This window comes from Rhodanobacter spathiphylli B39, assembly GCF_000264295.1.
Classification (GTDB): domain Bacteria; phylum Pseudomonadota; class Gammaproteobacteria; order Xanthomonadales; family Rhodanobacteraceae; genus Rhodanobacter; species Rhodanobacter spathiphylli.
The window spans coordinates 1-14,700 of record NZ_AJXT01000018.1; the positions used below are offsets into that span (position 1 = coordinate 1).

Sequence of the window (14,700 nt, forward strand, 5' to 3'; positions counted from 1 at the left end):
AAGTGGTTTTCTTCACAGGCCCCGACTGGAAGTCGCGGCGTGGCGGCGTCATCATGACGCCTGGCCCGCCCGTCCCCGATCCATGGCGAAGCGTTCGCACCCGCCGCATCCGCGCGGCGGCCGCGCAATGATTCGTCGTCGCAGGAGTCTCCATGTCCGACCTGTTCGCCCCGCTGTATCCTCAGCACCTCGCCACCGTGCGCGAACGTGCCGACCGCGCGCTGGCGCTGGGCGGCTACGACCACCTGCTGGTCGCCGCCGGCACGCCACCGGGCAAGTTCCTCGACGACCAGGACTACCCGTTCGTGGCCAATCCGCACTTCAGGCACTGGCTGCCGCTGACCGACGCGCCGGGCAGCTGGATCGCGTACACGCCGGGCAGCAAGCCGAAGCTGGTCTTCGTGCAACCGCGCGACTACTGGCACGTGGTACCTGCGGCGCCCCACGGCTACTGGGTGGAGCACTTCGACATCGTGATCGTGCGCAGCGCCGCCGAAGCGATCGCCCAACTGCCCGCCGGCAGGCGCGCGGTGATCGCCGCCGCCTGCCCCGTCACCGATGGCGTGGAGGCGAACAACCCGCCGGCCGTGCTCGATTACCTGCACTGGCACCGCAGCTACAAGACGCCGTACGAACTGGCCCTGATGCGCGAAGCCAGCCGCATCGGCACGCGCGCCCATCGCGCCGCCGAAGCGGCGTTCCGCGCCGGCGAAAGCGAGTTCGGCATCCACATGGCCTATCTCGCCGCCGCGAAACAGATCGATGCCGAGTTGCCCTACGCCAGCATCGTGGCCTTGAACGAACACGGCGCGGTGCTGCACTACACGCACTTCGACCGCACGCCGCCAGCGGCGTCGCGCTCGTTCCTGATCGACGCCGGCGCCAGCGCGGCGGGTTACGCCAGCGACATCACCCGCACCTACGCCTCGCCGCACGCAGGCGAATTCCAGGCGCTGATCGACAGCGTCGACGCCGCGCAGCGCGGCTTCGCGGCGAAAGTGCGCGCCGGGCAGAGCTACCCCGAGCTGCACATCCACGCCCACCACGTGCTGGCCGGCGTGCTGCGCGAGCATGGCTTCCTGCGCATGAGCGCCGAAAGCGCGATCGAATCCGGCGTGACCAGCGCGTTCTTTCCGCACGGCCTGGGCCATCCGATCGGCCTGCAGGTGCACGACGTGGCCGGTTTCCAGCAGGGCGAACGCGGCGGCAGCATCGCGCGTCCGGACGGCCATCCGTACCTGCGCATGACCCGCGTGCTGGAGCCGGGCATGGTGGTGACGATCGAGCCCGGCCTGTACTTCATCGACATGCTGCTGGCCGAACTGCGCGACAAGCCGGTCGCGGCCGACATCGACTGGGCGAAGGTCGACCACTTTCGCCAGTACGGCGGCATCCGCATCGAGGACGACGTGGCATGCACCGATGGCGAACCGGAAAACCTCACCCGGGATGCGTTCGGCATGCCGTAAGCCGCTGCTGCGACATTCGTCCACATGGCCGAGACGTCGCCGCGGCGTATGCTGACGGTCAGGCAAGGCCCGGATTCGTCGCATGTCCAGTTCCCCGGTTTCCAGCATGTCCGCCGAGACCTTCGGCACGTCGCCGCAGCCATTGCGGCGGTTGAGCCTTGAACTGCTCGCGATCATCGCGCTGAAGATCGCGGCGCTGACGCTGATCTGGTGGGTCGTGTTTGCGCCGCAGCCGAAGCCTGACACCAGCGCGGAGGCGATCGCTCGGCGACTCGCCCCCGCACCCCAAGCCGCCGCGGAAACCCGCCCATGATCATCGATGCCGATGTCGTCACGCTGTCGCGCCTGCAGTTCGCGCTGACGGCGATGTACCACTTCCTGTTCGTGCCGCTGACCCTGGGCCTGGTGTGGATGCTGGCCATCATGGAGAGCGTCTACGTGATGACCGGACGCGAGGTGTGGAAGCAGATGGTGCGCTTCTGGGGCGTGCTGTTCGGCATCAACTTCGCGATGGGCGTGGCCACCGGAGTGACCATGGAATTCCAGTTCGGCATGAACTGGGCGTACTACTCGCACTACGTGGGCGACATCTTCGGCGCGCCGCTGGCGATCGAGGGACTGATGGCGTTCTTCCTGGAGGCCACCCTGATCGGCGTGTTCTTCATGGGCTGGGATCGCATCTCGCGGATCAAGCACCTGCTGGTGACCTGGTTCCTCGCGCTGGGCACCAGCCTGTCGGCGTTGTGGATCCTGGTCGCCAATGCCTGGATGCAGCACCCGGTCGGCTCGGAATTCAACCCGACCACGATGCGGATGGAGGTGACCTCGTTCTCCGAGGTGTTCTTCAACCCGGTGGCGCAGGAAAAATTCGTGCACACGGTGAGCGCCGGTTACGTGCTGGGTGCGATGTTCGTGCTGTCGATCAGCGCGTGGTACCTGCTGCGCGGGCGCAACGTGGATTTCGCCAAACGCTCGATGACCGTGGCCGCGAGCTTCGGCCTGGCCGCGGCGCTGTCGGTGGTGGTGCTGGGGGACGCCTCGGGCTACACGGTGTCGCTGAACCAGAAGATGAAGATGGCCGCGATCGAGGCGATGTGGCACACCGAACCGGCGCCAGCCCCGTTCACCGTGTTTGGACTTCCGGACGTGCAGCGACGCAGCACGGACTATGCCGTGAAAATCCCCTGGGTCATGGGCCTGATCGGCACCCGCTCGATCGACGAGACGATGCCCGGCATCGCCGAGCTGGTGGAGACCGCCAAGGGTCGCATCGGCACCGGCATCCAGGCCTACGACGCCATGCTGGTGCTGCGTCAGGACAGGAACAATGCGAAAGCCAGGGCCACGCTGGCCGCGCACGACAAGGACCTGGGCTACGCGCTGCTGCTGAAGAAGTATGTCGACGACCCGCGCCAGGCCACGCCGGCGGATATCCAGAAGGCCGCCGACAGCACCATCCCCAACGTGCCGGTACTGTTCTGGGCGTTCCGCATCATGGTCGGTTGCGGCTTCTATTTCATCGCGCTGTTCGCGTTCTCGTTCTGGAAGGCCAGCACCCGCAAGCTCGATACGCAGCGCTGGTACCTGCGTCTGGCGCTGTGGAGTCTGCCGCTGCCCTGGGTCGCGATCGAACTGGGCTGGGTCGTCGCCGAGTACGGCCGCCAGCCGTGGGCCATCGAGGGTGTATTGCCCACCGCGCTGGGCGTGTCATCGGTGAGCGCGGGCCAGGTGATGACTTCGCTGGGCGGTTTCGTGCTGTTCTACACCGCGCTGGCGGTGGTCGACGTGTTCCTGATGCTGAAGTTCGTGCGCAAGGGGCCGGATGGCCTGGGCATCTGGCCGTCCACGGATGGCCCCCTCTTGCCTGCGGAAAGAGGGTTGGGATGATGGGCTGGGCTGGCGACGTGCACACGTTGAAGCGTGCTTCGATCAGCACCATGGCGAGCACCCGCCCCTCACCTCGATCCTCTCCACGAGGGGCAGCTGAGGCAAAGGAGAAAGGCGATGTTTGATTATGAAAGCCTGCGGGTGATCTGGTGGGCCCTCCTCGGCACGCTGCTGATCGGCTTCGCGATCATGGACGGCTTCGACTTCGGCGTCGCCGCGTTGCTGAAGCTGCTGGGCCGCGACAACGAGGAACGACAGGTGCTGCTGGAAGGCATCGAGCCGACCTGGGAAGGCAACCAGGTGTGGTTCATCCTGGCCGGCGGCGCCGCCTTCGCGGCGTGGCCGATGCTGTACGCGGTGTCGTTCTCGGGCATGTACTTCGCCATCGCGCTGGTGCTGCTGGCGCTGATCCTGCGCCCGGTCGGTTTCAACTTCCGCGGCAAGATCCACGACCCGCGCTGGGCTTCCCTGTGGGACTGGGTGCTGAGCGGCTCCGGACTGGTGGTGATGCTGGTGGCCGGCGTGGCGTTCGGCAATCTGTTCCTGGGCCTGCCGTTCCGCTTCGACGGCGATCTGCGGATGAGCTGGCAGGGCAGCTTCTTCGACCTGCTGCACCCGTTCGCGCTGCTGTGCGGCCTGGTCTCGCTGGCCATGCTGCTGGCGCACGGCAGCTGTTTCGCCGCGATGAAGGCCGACCACGCCATCGCGGCGCGGGCGGTGGTGGTCGGACGCTGGACCACCCTGCTGTTCGCCGTGCTGTACGTGCTGGCCGGGGTGTGGCTGGCCTGGGGCATCCCCGGCCATGCCATCGCCGGGCCGGTGGTGACCGATGGCCCGGCCAACCCGCTGTTCAAGCAGGTCGCGGTGGGCGGCAGCTGGTTTGCGGGCTACATGCAGTATCCCTGGTTCTGGCTGGCACCGTTGCTGGCACTGGCCTCGGCCGTGGGCGTGCAGGCCCTGATCGGCCGGCGCAGTTTGGCCGGCTTCATCGCCAGCAGCCTGATGGTGGGCGGCACGATCGCCTCGGCCGGGTTTGCGCTGTTTCCGTTCCTGCTGCCCTCCAGCCTGGACCCGCGGTCCGGCCTGACCGTATGGGATGCCTCGTCCAGTCGTGGGACCCTGCAGCTGATGCTGCTGGCCACCGCGGTGCTGTTGCCGATCGTCATGCTCTATACCGGCTGGGTCTATCGGGTGATGCGCGGACGGGTGACGCTGGAGCAGGTGCGCAAGGCGCACGGCGGTTATTGAAAGGAGTACGAACCGATGTGGTATTTCTCGTGGATCCTCGGCCTGGGCCTGGCTTGCGCCTTCGCCATCCTCAACGCGATGTGGTACGAGGTGCACGCCACGGACGAGGCGAATCGCCAACTGACCGATGCCGAACTGCCGGACGAATTGAGCTAGGAGCGTGGGTCGCAGAAACGTTCGTGGCGAAAAGTTGCCTGCGCCGGGACAGTTTTTCGACGATTCGCCGGCCCATAGTCATTCTATGGGTCAAGAATCGGCGGAAAAATGGACCAAGCAGGCGACTTTGCAGACCGAACGGTTCCTGCGACCCACGCTCCTAGCGCGCGGCCAGCAGTGCCTCGATCTCCTCGGCCTGCCGGGGCATCGCCGCGGTGAGCACCTCGTTGCCGTCGCGGGTGACCGCCACGTCGTCCTCGATGCGGATGCCGATGCCGCGCCAGCGCTCGGCCACCGAGCGGTCGTCCGGCGGCACGTACAACCCCGGCTCGACGGTCAACACCATGCCCGGCTCGAGCAGGCGCGACTCGCCGTCGATGCGGTAGTCGCCCACGTCATGCACGTCCAGTCCCAGCCAGTGGCCGGTCTTGGCCGGGAAGAACCGCTGATAGCTGCCATCGGCCACCGCGGCATCGGCGCTGCCCTTGAGCAGGCCGAGCTCGCACAGGCCCTCGCTCAGCACGCGCACCGCCGCGAGATGCGCCGCGTTGAACGGACGGCCGGGACGGACCTCGTCGATCGCCGCCAGCTGGGCGGCCAGCACCACTTCATACAGCGCCCGCTGCTCGCGGCTGTAACGGCCGTTGACGGGAAACGTCCTGCTGATGTCGGAAGCGTAGCAATCCCACTCGGCGCCCGCATCGATCAGCAGCAGGTCGCCGTCACACAGTCGCGCCCGGTTGTTCTGATAGTGCATCACGCAGGCGTTGGCGCCGCCAGCGACGATCGGCACGAACGCCGGCACCGCGCCCCGGCTGCGCATGACCCGCAGCAGTTCGGCCTCCACTTCGTACTCGTGGCGTCCGGGCCTGGCCGCGCCCAGCGCCGCCATGTGCGCTTCCACCGCGATCCCCGCCGCCGCGCGCATCAGTCGCAGTTCGGCCCTCGACTTGTACAGCCGCAGGTCGTGCAACAGGTGGCCCAGCGCCACGAATTCCTTGGGCACCACGCCGCCGCCGCGCAACTGGCGCAGGCGGCGCATCCAGCCCAGCAGTTGCGCGTCAAACTGGGGCTCGCGGCCGAAATGGCAGTACACGCGGGCACGGCCCTCGATCATGCCGGGCAGGATGTCGTCGATGTCATCGATCGGGAACGCATCGTCCATGCCGTAACCGGCCACCGCCTGTTCGGTGCCGATCGCATGGCCGTGCCAGCGCTCGCGCTCGGCATCGCGCTCGCGACAGAACAGCACCACTTCGCCGTGCTGGCGCCCGGGCAACAGCGCCAGCACGGCGTCGCTTTCCGGGAAGCCGGCCAGGTAGTGGAAGTCCGAGTCCTGCCGGTACGGCCAGGCGGCGTCCGCGTTGCGCATGCGCTCGGGCGCGGCGGCGACCAGCAGCACGGCGTCCTCGCCGGCCATCTTCATCAGCTGGCGACGGCGACGGGCGAATTCCTCGGGGTCGATCGCCGCAGGGGTCGAGCCGTGTTCGACCGGTATCAATGCACGCTGCCGCTGGACGCCGGATCATGCCGGTTGCACTCGGCATGCAGCAGCAGCGCGCCGACCCGAACGAACTCCTGCACCTCGATCAGCGCATCCTCGTCTTCGTCCTCGTTGTTGAAGTCGAACGAAGAGGCGGCGATGGTGCCAAAGTCGCGCAGGATCTCCTGCGCCTCCTCCGACAATGACGCGTGCGCCGCGGTACCAGCCAGGCCGAAGCCGCCGAGGAAGCCGCGACACCAGTCCACCACCGCCTCGGCGCGTTCGACCAGCGGGCGATCGTCATCGGGCAGCAGCGGCTCGAAGCCCAGTTCGCTGTCGGCCAGCTCGCGCTCGCACTGGCGGGTCAGTCGCTGCAGCAGCGCAAGATCCTCGGCCGTGGGGTCGGTCGCCTCGCCATCCAGCTGCAGGGCGGCAAGCACGTCGCCGCCCTGCGGACGGGCGCCGCCGGCCAGGTAGCCGCACAGCGACCCGTGCAGTTCGCTGGCTTCGGTGCCCAGTCGCAGACGCATGACCAGCGCATCGATATCATCGTGGCCGATCGGCCCGGTAGCCGCCATGGCGGTGCTCCTTCGCAAGAATGGCGGCCAGTTTAATGCACCGGGCGGCGCCCTCCGCACCCGTCGACCGGCTCGCAGATTTCCCGCAACGTCCTGCTATAGTTTCGGGCATGAGCACGCCCGATCCCGCCCCGTCCGATCCGGTTCACCAGCAGTTGGCCGCGCTGGCCCGCCAGCTTGACCATTTGCTGGAGACGGTGCGCCGGCTGAACGAGGAAAACCGCAGCCTGCGGCAGAGCCAGGAACAATTGTCCGGCGAGCGCGCCGGCCTGATGGCGCGCAACGAACAGGCCCGCAGCCGCGTCGAGGCGATGATCCAGCGCCTGAAGTCGCTGGAGAGCAACGGCTGATGAGCACACCCGCCAGTGAACCGGTCGCGCTGCGACTGATCGACCGCGAATTCCTGATCGCCTGCGCGCCCGAAGAACGCGAAGGCCTGCTCGAAGCCGCCGGCTTTCTCGATCGCAAGATGCGCGAACTGCGTGCGAACGCCAAGGCACCCAGCTTCGAACGACTGGCCGTGCTGGCCGCGATCAGCGTGGCGCACGAATTCCTCGGCCTGCGCAAGCAGCATGAAAGCCGGGAACAGCGCCTGAGCGACGGCCTTGCCACCTTGCAGCGCAAGCTCGACGACGCGTTCGAGCACGAAGTGCCGAGGCGCTGAACCGCAGCCTGCGACATCCATCGCCCCAGTGGCACATTGCGGACCAAGCGCCTAAAATGGCACCCGGCGTTTTCTGCGATGTGCGCCAGCACACTCTTACATTTGCCTTGTTCCTACATACGGCCCCGGGTCGGTTTCACATCGGTTGTTGTGCATGTCCGCCGCGTGCGGAAAGCCTTTAGGCCATGTAACCCTCCCACCTGATCCATCTTGGATCAAGGTCGTTCGGTGGGCAGCGGCATCGCGGTCTACGCCACTTCTTATTCCCCGTTCCGATCGTCGAGCCACGACCGGGACGATCACGCCGGAGCCGCGCGCCACGTGGACGTCAACGCCCAACGCCGCGATCTGCGCCAGCAACTGGCCGAACGTCGCCGCGCCCTGCCGCCGGCCGAACGCATCGCCGCGGCCCAGGGCCTGCGCCGCAGCCTGGAGCAACTGCCCGAGTATTTCACCGACGCGCGCGTGGCCGGCTACTGGGCCAGCCACGGCGAACTGCCGTTGAATCTGGTGATCCCGCCGCTGGCCACGCGCGGCCAGCAATTCCTGCTGCCGGTGATCGGCGCGGGCCGGAAACTGCGCTTCGCACCATGGAAGGCCGGCGACCAGGTGCAGCCCAATCGCTACGGCATTCCCGAGCCGGTCGATCCGCCCGAACTGTTCGAGCCGTTCCAGATCGACCTGGTGTTGGTGCCACTGCTCGGTTTCGACCGTCGCGGCAACCGGCTCGGCCACGGCGGCGGCTACTACGACCGCGGCTTCGCCTTCCTCAACGAACAGGTGCGCCCCACCGAACCGCTGCTGGTCGGCATTGCCTACGACTTCCAGGAACTGGAAATCGTAAATGAGGAACCCTGGGATGTTCCGCTGGATTTCGTCGCCACCGACCGCGAGCTGATCGACTGCACCCTCGCCCAGCAAGACAGTGAGACTCATCCATGAACCACTGGCTGATGAAGTCCGAACCGGACGCGTTCTCGATCGACGACCTCAAGCGCAAGAAGCGCGAGGCCTGGGACGGCGTGCGCAACTACCAGGCGCGCAACTTCATGCGCGACGGCATGCGTCCCGGCGACAAGGTGTTCTTCTACCACTCCAACTGCGCCGTGCCCGGCATCGTCGGCATCGCCGAGGTGGCCTCCGACGCGTACCCCGATCCCAGCCAGTTCGATCCGGAGAGCAAGTATTTCGACCCCGGCAGCTCGCGCGACAAGCCGCGCTGGATGCTGGTCGACGTGAAGTTCGTGAAGAAGCTCAAGCGCACGATCAGCCTCGACGAAATGAAGAACGATCCTGCGCTGGCCGAGATGCCGCTGCTGCGCAAGGGCAACCGGCTGTCGGTGATGCCGGTCGATGCGGCGCACTGGAAATACATCCTGGCGCTGGAATGAACGTCACCCGATCCCCTTTCACCGGAAACCATTCATGAGCAACGCAAACGAGAAAAAACTGGCCGGCGAAGCCGCCATCCGCTACGTCGAGGACGGCGCCATCGTGGGCGTCGGCACCGGCTCCACCGTGGCGTTCTTCATCGATGCGCTGGCCGACCTGAAGGACCGTATCCAGGGTGCGGTGTCGAGCTCGGAGCAATCGACCGCGCAGCTGAAGCGCCTCGGCATTCCGGTGCTGGACCTCAACGCCGCCGGCCCGCTGACCATCTACATCGACGGCGCCGACGAATGCGATCCGTACAAGCGGCTGATCAAGGGTGGCGGCGCGGCGCTGACCCGGGAGAAAATCGTGGCGGCGGCCAGCGAGAAGTTCGTCTGCATCATCGACTCCAGCAAACGGGTCGACCTGCTCGGCAAGTTCCCGGTGCCGATCGAGGTGATCCCGATGGCGCGCAGCCTGATCGGCCGCGAGATCGTCAAGCGCGGCGGCAACCCGGTCTGGCGCGACGGCGTGGTCACCGACAATGGCAACTGGATCATCGACGTGCACGGCTGGCAGATCGTCGACCCGGCCGCGCTGGAAAGCGAGCTGAACCAGCTGGCCGGCATCGTCACCGTGGGTCTGTTCGCGCGGCGTCCCGCCGACGTGGTGCTGATCGGCGACCGGGAGATGTGATTCGTCGCATCGTCCGCTTCCCGAAAAAAGACGGCCCTTGCGGGCCGTCTTTTGTTTCAGCACCTTACTGCGCCGGCCGCGGCTTCAGGCCGTCGCGGAAACGCAGGTGGCGGGCCGAGTGCCGCGCTTCGCGCAGGCGGCGCGCATGGGCCGCCAGGATGTCACCGCGGGTGATGATGCCCACCAGCTTGTGCGGGTCATCCTTGCCCACCACCACCAGCCGGCCCACGCTCTCGGCCACCATGTGATCCGCGGCCTCGCGCAGTGAATGTGCCTCGCTGACCGCGATCGGCGGCCGGGTCAGCAGTTCGCCCAGACTCAGCGTGTAGTGCCACTGCGGGTCGAGCAGGCTGCGTCGGGTCAGCACGCCAAGCACGCGGCGGCGTTCGTCCAGCACCGGGTACCCCTGGTGCTGGGTCTGTGCGACGTCCTCGGCCAGCCAGCGCCGCACTTCAGCCAGCGTCTGCGTGCTGTCCAGGGTCACCACGTCGCGCGTGCAGGCCTCGCCCACCCCGACCTGGTCGAGATAGTCGGCCACGTACTCGGACGGCACGCGCACGCCACGCCGCACGATCTTCTCGGTCATGATGGTGTTGCGCATCATCAGGGCCGAGACCAGGTAGGCCGCGGTGCAGCCACCCAGCAACGGCAGCAGTCCCGCGGGCTGGCCGGTGGTCTCGAACGCGAACACCACCGCGGTGAGCAGCGCGCGCGAGGCGCCGGCGAAGATCGCCGCCATGCCGACCAGGGCGGCAATGCGCGGGTCCACGCCGAATTGCGGCGCCACGGCGGCGATGCCGAGGCCAACCAGGGCGCCCAGCGCACCGCCGATGGTGAACAGCGGCGCCAGCGTGCCGCCCGAGGTGCCGCTGCCCAGCGCGATCGACCAGGAAATGAATTTCATCACGCACAGGAAGGCCAGCGCGGTCAGCGTCAGCCTGCCGTTGAGGATGTCCTCGATGTTGGTATAGCCCACGCCCAGGGTCAGCGGCGCGAAGTAGCCGACCACACCAACCACCAGTCCGCCGATCGCCGGCCACCACATCCAGTGGATGGGCAGCTTCTCGAACAGGTCCTCGATGCCGTAGACGATGCGGGTGGTCCACACGCTGACCACGCCGATCAGCGCGCCGAGCAGCACGTAGACGAGCAAGGCCATCGCTCCCGGCGACGTCACCGCCCCCATCGCAAACACCGCGGTCGAACCCTGCAACAGGTAACGCGTGCCGGTCGAAGCAACGCAAGCCAGCGCCACCGGGATCAGCGAGCGCGGGCGCAGCTCGAACAGCAGCAGCTCCACCGCCAGCACCACGGCCGCGATCGGCGCCGAGAACACCGCGGCCATGCCCGCTGCCGCACCCGCTGCCAGCAGCACCTTGCGCTCGCTCCCGGTCACCTTCAGCACCTGGCCGATGAACGAACCCAGCGCGCCGCCGGTGGCGATGATCGGACCCTCGGCGCCGAACGGACCGCCGGTGCCGATCGCGATCGCCGAGGAGACCGGCTTCAGGAAGGTGATCCGCGGCGGAATCTTCGACTCGTTGAGCAGCACCTGTTCCATCGCCTCGGGGATGCCGTGGCCGCGAATCGCGCGCGAACCCCAGCGCGCCATCACGCCCACGATCAGGCCGCCGACCACCGGCACCAGCACCACCCACCAGCCCAGTCGGGGTACCGCGTCGGCAGGCGAGGAGAACGCGGTGGACCAGCGGCCGTAGAAGGCCAGATTGGTCACCACACCGATAAGAGCCGTCAGCAATCGCGCAATCAGCGCAGCCAGCACGCCCAGCACGATCGACACCGCGGTGATGCGCAACACCCGTCGATCGACCAGGGTGGAGCGGCGCGGCATCCGCGCCGCATCCAGGCTCATGCCCATGGTCGGCGCCAGCGGCAACGCGTCGGTACTGCCCTCGGTGCGGACCGCCGGGCGGCCGGGATCGCTGTCGCTTGCCGTCGTCATCAGGGTGCTCACGAGTCAAAGGCGGAAATTTTACGCTGCTGCAGTGCATAACCGAAGGGCACGGAAGCACGAGCGGCGACGAAAGATCCTGCGCCAGCGCCCCTTGCCAACGAAAAAGCCCGCCGGATGGCGGGCTTCTCGGCCGACTTGCCACGCCTTGCGGCGAGCGACGGCGTTTGTATTGGCAGCCCCGGATGGATTCGAACCACCGATGCCTGAGTCAGAGTCAGGTGCCTTACCGCTTGGCGACGGGGCTGTGGAACTGAGCTTAGCGCTTGGAGAACTGGGTTGCGCGACGTGCCTTGTGCAGACCGACCTTCTTGCGCTCGACTTCACGGGCGTCACGGGTCACGAAACCGGCCTTGCGCAGCGGCGACTTCAGGCTTTCATCGTACTCGACCAGCGCGCGGGCGATGCCCAGGCGGATCGCGCCGGCCTGACCGGTGATGCCGCCACCGGCAACCGTCACCTTGATGTCGAACTTGTCGGTGTTGTCGGTCAGCTCGAGCGGCTGGCGCACGATCATGCAGGAGGTCTCGCGGCCGAAGAAGGCTTCGAGCGTCTTGCCGTTGACGATGATTTCGCCCTTGCCCTTGCGCAGGAACACGCGAGCGGCGGAGGTCTTGCGGCGGCCGGTGCCGTAATTCTGCTGGATGCTCATGATATTTCCTTAGATTTCCAGCGCCTGCGGCTGCTGTGCGGTATGCGGATGCTCGGCACCGCCGTAGACCTTGAGCTTGCGATACATCTCGCGACCCAGCGGGTTCTTCGGCAGCATGCCCTTGACGGCGATCTCGATCACGCGCTCCGGGTAGGTCGCCAGCAGATCCTTCAGGCTGGTGGTCTTCAGGTTGCCGACGTAGCCGGTGAAGCGGTGGTACATCTTGTCGTCCAGCTTGGCACCGGTAACGTGCACCTTCTGCGCATTGATCACCACGATATAATCGCCGGTGTCGCAATGCGGGGTGTATTCCGGCTTGTGCTTGCCGCGCAGACGGTGGGCGATTTCGGTCGACAGGCGACCGAGCGTCTTGTTCGTGGCGTCAACCACGAACCAGTCGCGCTTGACGTTGTCTGCATTGGCGCTAAACGTTTTCATTTCAGAATACCTGTCTGCCGCCGTGAGGCGGTACGCGTAATCGGTGGATCAAAGGCGCGAGATGATAGCGGAGCCTTCATCCACGGCGCAAGCCCACCGACCGGCGGGCTGTGAGCTGGCAATGATAGCATGACCACCGGGCCGCTTGAAAAGACCCCCCAGGGTTCCCGGGCGCAACCCGCATGGCCGTTGGGGTCCCCGGCACCTTGCCGCTGGCGTGAGGCGCCGTTGCCGTGGCCGAAGCAACCCACATTGACCTGCTGACCGATACTCTAGCTGGAGAACAACGCATGAGCGTACGCACCCTGAGCCGCATCGACCGCCTGCTGACCGGCTGCGAGCGCGCACTGGAAGCGGTCGGCGGCGCGCCGCTGGCGCAGCGCCCCTCGCCATCCGCCGATCTTGCCGAAAGCGAACTCGATGAGGCAGAGCGCCGCCACGCCGCCGGCCTGATGCGGATCAACCACACCGGCGAGGTCTGCGCGCAAGCGCTTTACCTGGGCCAGGCCGCGCTCGCCCGCGACGCGGACAACCGCGAGCACCTGCTGCATGCCGCCGCCGAGGAAACCGACCACCTGGCATGGTGCGCCGAACGCCTGCAGCAACTGGACAGCCGCCCCAGCCTGCTCAATCCGCTGTGGTATGCCGGCAGCTACGCGATCGGCGCCGCCGCCGCGCTGGCCGGCGACGCGCTGAGCCTGGGCTTCGTGGTGGAGACCGAGCGCCAGGTCGAGGCCCACCTGGCCGATCATCTGCAGCAGCTGCCACCCCAGGACGAGCGATCGCGCGCCGTGTTGACCCGGATGCAGGCCGACGAGATCCGTCATGCGCAGGCCGCGCAGCAACGCGGCGGCATCGACCTGCCGTTTCCGCTGCCGCAGCTGATGCACGCCAGCTCGATGGTGATGAAGACGGTGGCCTACCGGCTGTAGGAAAACCCGCCTTTCGGCGGGCGCATGCCTGAAAAAACCGCCTTTCGGTGGGCGCATGCCTGAAAAAAAGCCCGCCTTTCGGCGGGCTTTTGTCACATCAGGTTGCGACCGTGGAACAGTTCCTCGATCTCGCGTCGCAGCAGCGACTCGATGCGCTGGCGCTCCTTGAACGACAGGTCGTCGGCGTGGGCCTCGAACAGGTAGGTGTCCAGGTCGAAGTCCTTGATGTGCATCTTCGTGTGGAACATGTTTTCCTGGTACACGTTGACGTCGAACATCTCGTACTTCTGGCGGATGTGCCGCGCCAGGTAGTCCTGCACCGAGTTGATCTTGTGGTCGATGAAGTGCTTCTTGCCCTTCACGTCGCGGGTGAAGCCGCGCACGCGGTAGTCGGCGATCACGATGTCCGACTCGAAGCTGTCGATCAGGTAGTTCAGCGCCTTCAACGGCGAGATCACGCCGCAGGTGGCCACGTCGATGTCGGCGCGGAAGGTGGCGATGCCGTTGTGCGGATGCGTTTCCGGATAGGTGTGGACGGTGATGTGGCTCTTGTCCATGTGCGCGACCACGGCACCGGAGATGGTGTCGCGACCGAGCTTCTCGACCACCGGCTCCTCGGAGATCAGGATCGTCACCGAGGCACCCTGCGGGTCGTAGTCCTGGCGCGCCACGTTGAGGATGTTCGCGCCGATGATCTCGGCCACGTCGGTGAGGATCTGGGTCAGCCGGTCGGCGTCGTACTGCTCATCGATGTATTCGATGTAGCGGCGACGCTGGTCTTCCGACACCGCATAGCAGATGTCGTAGATGTTGAAGCTCAACGCCTTGGTCAGGTTGTTGAAACCCTGCAGACGCAGACGGGGAAGTGGTTTGACCACGGGCGGCGCTCCATGACCGGATATCGGCCAACATCAGAGGCGGGTTAGCGACAAGGGTCCCCGCGGCATTGGTTTGGAGTACAGGCAGGTGCCTGCACGACCCTTGTGAACGACAGCGATGTACTGGCTGCTGTCGAAAGACCGCGAAGTATGCGGCAAAAGCGAAGGAATTAGAACCTGCGTGGAATCCGCGGCTTTGTCATAATGAGCAAGCCTGTCATGATGTCCCGACGGACGTGTACGACATGTGGCCATGATGCCCGGCGTGACAAGAAT

17 protein-coding genes, 1 tRNA gene and 1 other RNA gene are annotated in these 14,700 nt (G+C 66.5%); 12 read left to right on the top strand and 7 right to left on the bottom strand.

Going from position 1 to position 14,700, the window contains the following annotated elements; translation table 11 throughout:
* The first annotated feature begins 152 nt into the window (after positions 1–152).
* From pepQ to cydX, 5 genes are all read left to right on the top strand, one after another.
* Positions 153–1,469 (top strand): Xaa-Pro dipeptidase, encoded by a 1,317-nt coding sequence (gene pepQ / locus UU7_RS08300; protein ID WP_007807264.1) that lies wholly within the window; start codon positions 153–155, stop codon positions 1,467–1,469.
* Between the two features lie 82 nt (positions 1,470–1,551).
* A complete protein-coding gene (gene cydP, locus UU7_RS08305) occupies positions 1,552–1,782 on the top strand; it encodes a cytochrome oxidase putative small subunit CydP (RefSeq protein ID WP_007807266.1) in 231 nt (76 codons plus the stop codon).
* Positions 1,782–3,356, top strand: coding sequence for a cytochrome ubiquinol oxidase subunit I (locus UU7_RS08310; RefSeq protein ID WP_202946799.1), 1,575 nt, complete (start codon positions 1,782–1,784; stop codon positions 3,354–3,356). Before cydP ends, UU7_RS08310 begins: the two co-directional genes overlap by 1 nt.
* A gap of 117 nt (positions 3,357–3,473) precedes the next feature.
* Positions 3,474–4,604 carry a cytochrome d ubiquinol oxidase subunit II gene (gene cydB / locus UU7_RS08315; protein ID WP_007807271.1) on the top strand — a complete coding sequence of 377 codons (1,131 nt, stop codon included), beginning with the start codon at positions 3,474–3,476 and terminating at the stop codon, positions 4,602–4,604.
* 15 nt (positions 4,605–4,619) lie between these two features.
* The gene (gene cydX / locus UU7_RS08320) at positions 4,620–4,760 is read left to right on the top strand and encodes a cytochrome bd-I oxidase subunit CydX (RefSeq protein WP_007807273.1); all 141 of its coding nucleotides are present in this window, start codon (positions 4,620–4,622) and stop codon (positions 4,758–4,760) included.
* Positions 4,761–4,920: 160 nt separating this feature from the next.
* Here the strand turns inward: cydX and UU7_RS08325 are convergent, their stop codons facing one another.
* Both UU7_RS08325 and UU7_RS08330 read right to left on the bottom strand, forming a co-directional pair.
* A complete protein-coding gene (locus UU7_RS08325) occupies positions 4,921–6,261 on the bottom strand; it encodes an aminopeptidase P N-terminal domain-containing protein (protein ID WP_007807276.1) in 1,341 nt (446 codons plus the stop codon).
* Entirely contained in the window at positions 6,258–6,821 is a 564-nt protein-coding gene (locus UU7_RS08330; protein WP_007807279.1) for a UPF0149 family protein, read from the bottom strand. Before UU7_RS08330 ends, UU7_RS08325 begins: the two co-directional genes overlap by 4 nt.
* 110 nt (positions 6,822–6,931) lie before the next feature.
* Here UU7_RS08330 and UU7_RS08335 point away from each other — a divergent pair, with 110 nt between their 5' ends.
* The 6 genes from UU7_RS08335 (at position 6,932) to rpiA (ending at position 9,552) form a co-directional block, all read left to right on the top strand.
* Positions 6,932–7,171, top strand: coding sequence for a TIGR02449 family protein (locus UU7_RS08335; RefSeq protein ID WP_007807283.1), 240 nt, complete (start codon positions 6,932–6,934; stop codon positions 7,169–7,171).
* Positions 7,171–7,485, top strand: coding sequence for a cell division protein ZapA (locus UU7_RS08340; protein ID WP_007807286.1), 315 nt, complete (start codon positions 7,171–7,173; stop codon positions 7,483–7,485). Before UU7_RS08335 ends, UU7_RS08340 begins: the two co-directional genes overlap by 1 nt.
* Positions 7,486–7,552: 67 nt before the next feature.
* Positions 7,553–7,739: non-coding RNA, 6S RNA (gene ssrS, locus UU7_RS17655), on the top strand.
* 67 nt (positions 7,740–7,806) lie between these two features.
* Positions 7,807–8,427 (top strand): 5-formyltetrahydrofolate cyclo-ligase, encoded by a 621-nt coding sequence (locus UU7_RS08345; RefSeq protein WP_007807287.1) that lies wholly within the window; start codon positions 7,807–7,809, stop codon positions 8,425–8,427.
* Entirely contained in the window at positions 8,424–8,876 is a 453-nt protein-coding gene (locus UU7_RS08350; protein ID WP_007807290.1) for an EVE domain-containing protein, read from the top strand. Before UU7_RS08345 ends, UU7_RS08350 begins: the two co-directional genes overlap by 4 nt.
* A 34-nt stretch (positions 8,877–8,910) precedes the next feature.
* Positions 8,911–9,552, top strand: coding sequence for a ribose-5-phosphate isomerase RpiA (rpiA, locus tag UU7_RS08355; protein ID WP_007807292.1), 642 nt, complete (start codon positions 8,911–8,913; stop codon positions 9,550–9,552).
* 64 nt (positions 9,553–9,616) lie between these two features.
* On the opposite strand, the gene UU7_RS08360 is transcribed toward rpiA, so the two are convergent.
* The 4 genes from UU7_RS08360 to rplM all read right to left on the bottom strand — a co-directional run bounded on the left by UU7_RS08360 (position 9,617) and on the right by rplM (position 12,614).
* On the bottom strand, positions 9,617–11,515 hold the full coding sequence (locus tag UU7_RS08360; RefSeq protein ID WP_007807294.1) for a chloride channel protein: 1,899 nt from the start codon (positions 11,513–11,515) through the stop codon (positions 9,617–9,619).
* A gap of 182 nt (positions 11,516–11,697) precedes the next feature.
* Positions 11,698–11,771, bottom strand: a tRNA-Gln gene (locus UU7_RS08365).
* Positions 11,772–11,783: 12 nt separating this feature from the next.
* Positions 11,784–12,176, bottom strand: a complete 393-nt coding sequence (gene rpsI, locus UU7_RS08370) for a 30S ribosomal protein S9 (protein ID WP_007807295.1) — start codon at positions 12,174–12,176, stop codon at positions 11,784–11,786.
* 9 nt (positions 12,177–12,185) lie between these two features.
* Positions 12,186–12,614 (bottom strand): 50S ribosomal protein L13, encoded by a 429-nt coding sequence (rplM, locus tag UU7_RS08375; protein ID WP_007807297.1) that lies wholly within the window; start codon positions 12,612–12,614, stop codon positions 12,186–12,188.
* A 290-nt stretch (positions 12,615–12,904) separates the two neighbouring features.
* Between rplM and coq7 the strand changes: the two genes are divergently transcribed.
* A complete protein-coding gene (coq7, locus tag UU7_RS08380) occupies positions 12,905–13,546 on the top strand; it encodes a 2-polyprenyl-3-methyl-6-methoxy-1,4-benzoquinone monooxygenase (RefSeq protein WP_007807299.1) in 642 nt (213 codons plus the stop codon).
* A 92-nt stretch (positions 13,547–13,638) separates the two neighbouring features.
* Here coq7 and speD read toward each other — a convergent pair whose 3' ends face one another.
* Entirely contained in the window at positions 13,639–14,424 is a 786-nt protein-coding gene (speD, locus tag UU7_RS08385; RefSeq protein ID WP_007807301.1) for an adenosylmethionine decarboxylase, read from the bottom strand.
* Between the last annotated feature and the right edge of the window lie 276 nt (positions 14,425–14,700).

Excerpts from the sequence above, each read along its gene's own strand:
- cydP (WP_007807266.1), top strand. The coding sequence starts at position 1,552 with ATGTCCAGTTCCCCGGTTTCCAGCATGTCCGCCGAGACCTTCGGCACG.
- UU7_RS08330 (WP_007807279.1), bottom strand. The coding sequence starts at position 6,821 with ATGGCGGCTACCGGGCCGATCGGCCACGATGATATCGATGCGCTGGTC.
- rplM (WP_007807297.1), bottom strand. The coding sequence starts at position 12,614 with ATGAAAACGTTTAGCGCCAATGCAGACAACGTCAAGCGCGACTGGTTC.
- pepQ (WP_007807264.1), top strand. The coding sequence starts at position 153 with ATGTCCGACCTGTTCGCCCCGCTGTATCCTCAGCACCTCGCCACCGTG.
- rpiA (WP_007807292.1), top strand. The coding sequence starts at position 8,911 with ATGAGCAACGCAAACGAGAAAAAACTGGCCGGCGAAGCCGCCATCCGC.
- UU7_RS08350 (WP_007807290.1), top strand. The coding sequence starts at position 8,424 with ATGAACCACTGGCTGATGAAGTCCGAACCGGACGCGTTCTCGATCGAC.
- UU7_RS08340 (WP_007807286.1), top strand. The coding sequence starts at position 7,171 with ATGAGCACACCCGCCAGTGAACCGGTCGCGCTGCGACTGATCGACCGC.
- cydB (WP_007807271.1), top strand. The coding sequence starts at position 3,474 with ATGTTTGATTATGAAAGCCTGCGGGTGATCTGGTGGGCCCTCCTCGGC.
- cydX (WP_007807273.1), top strand. The coding sequence starts at position 4,620 with ATGTGGTATTTCTCGTGGATCCTCGGCCTGGGCCTGGCTTGCGCCTTC.
- UU7_RS08360 (WP_007807294.1), bottom strand. The coding sequence starts at position 11,515 with ATGACGACGGCAAGCGACAGCGATCCCGGCCGCCCGGCGGTCCGCACC.
- rpsI (WP_007807295.1), bottom strand. The coding sequence starts at position 12,176 with ATGAGCATCCAGCAGAATTACGGCACCGGCCGCCGCAAGACCTCCGCC.
- UU7_RS08335 (WP_007807283.1), top strand. The coding sequence starts at position 6,932 with ATGAGCACGCCCGATCCCGCCCCGTCCGATCCGGTTCACCAGCAGTTG.
- coq7 (WP_007807299.1), top strand. The coding sequence starts at position 12,905 with ATGAGCGTACGCACCCTGAGCCGCATCGACCGCCTGCTGACCGGCTGC.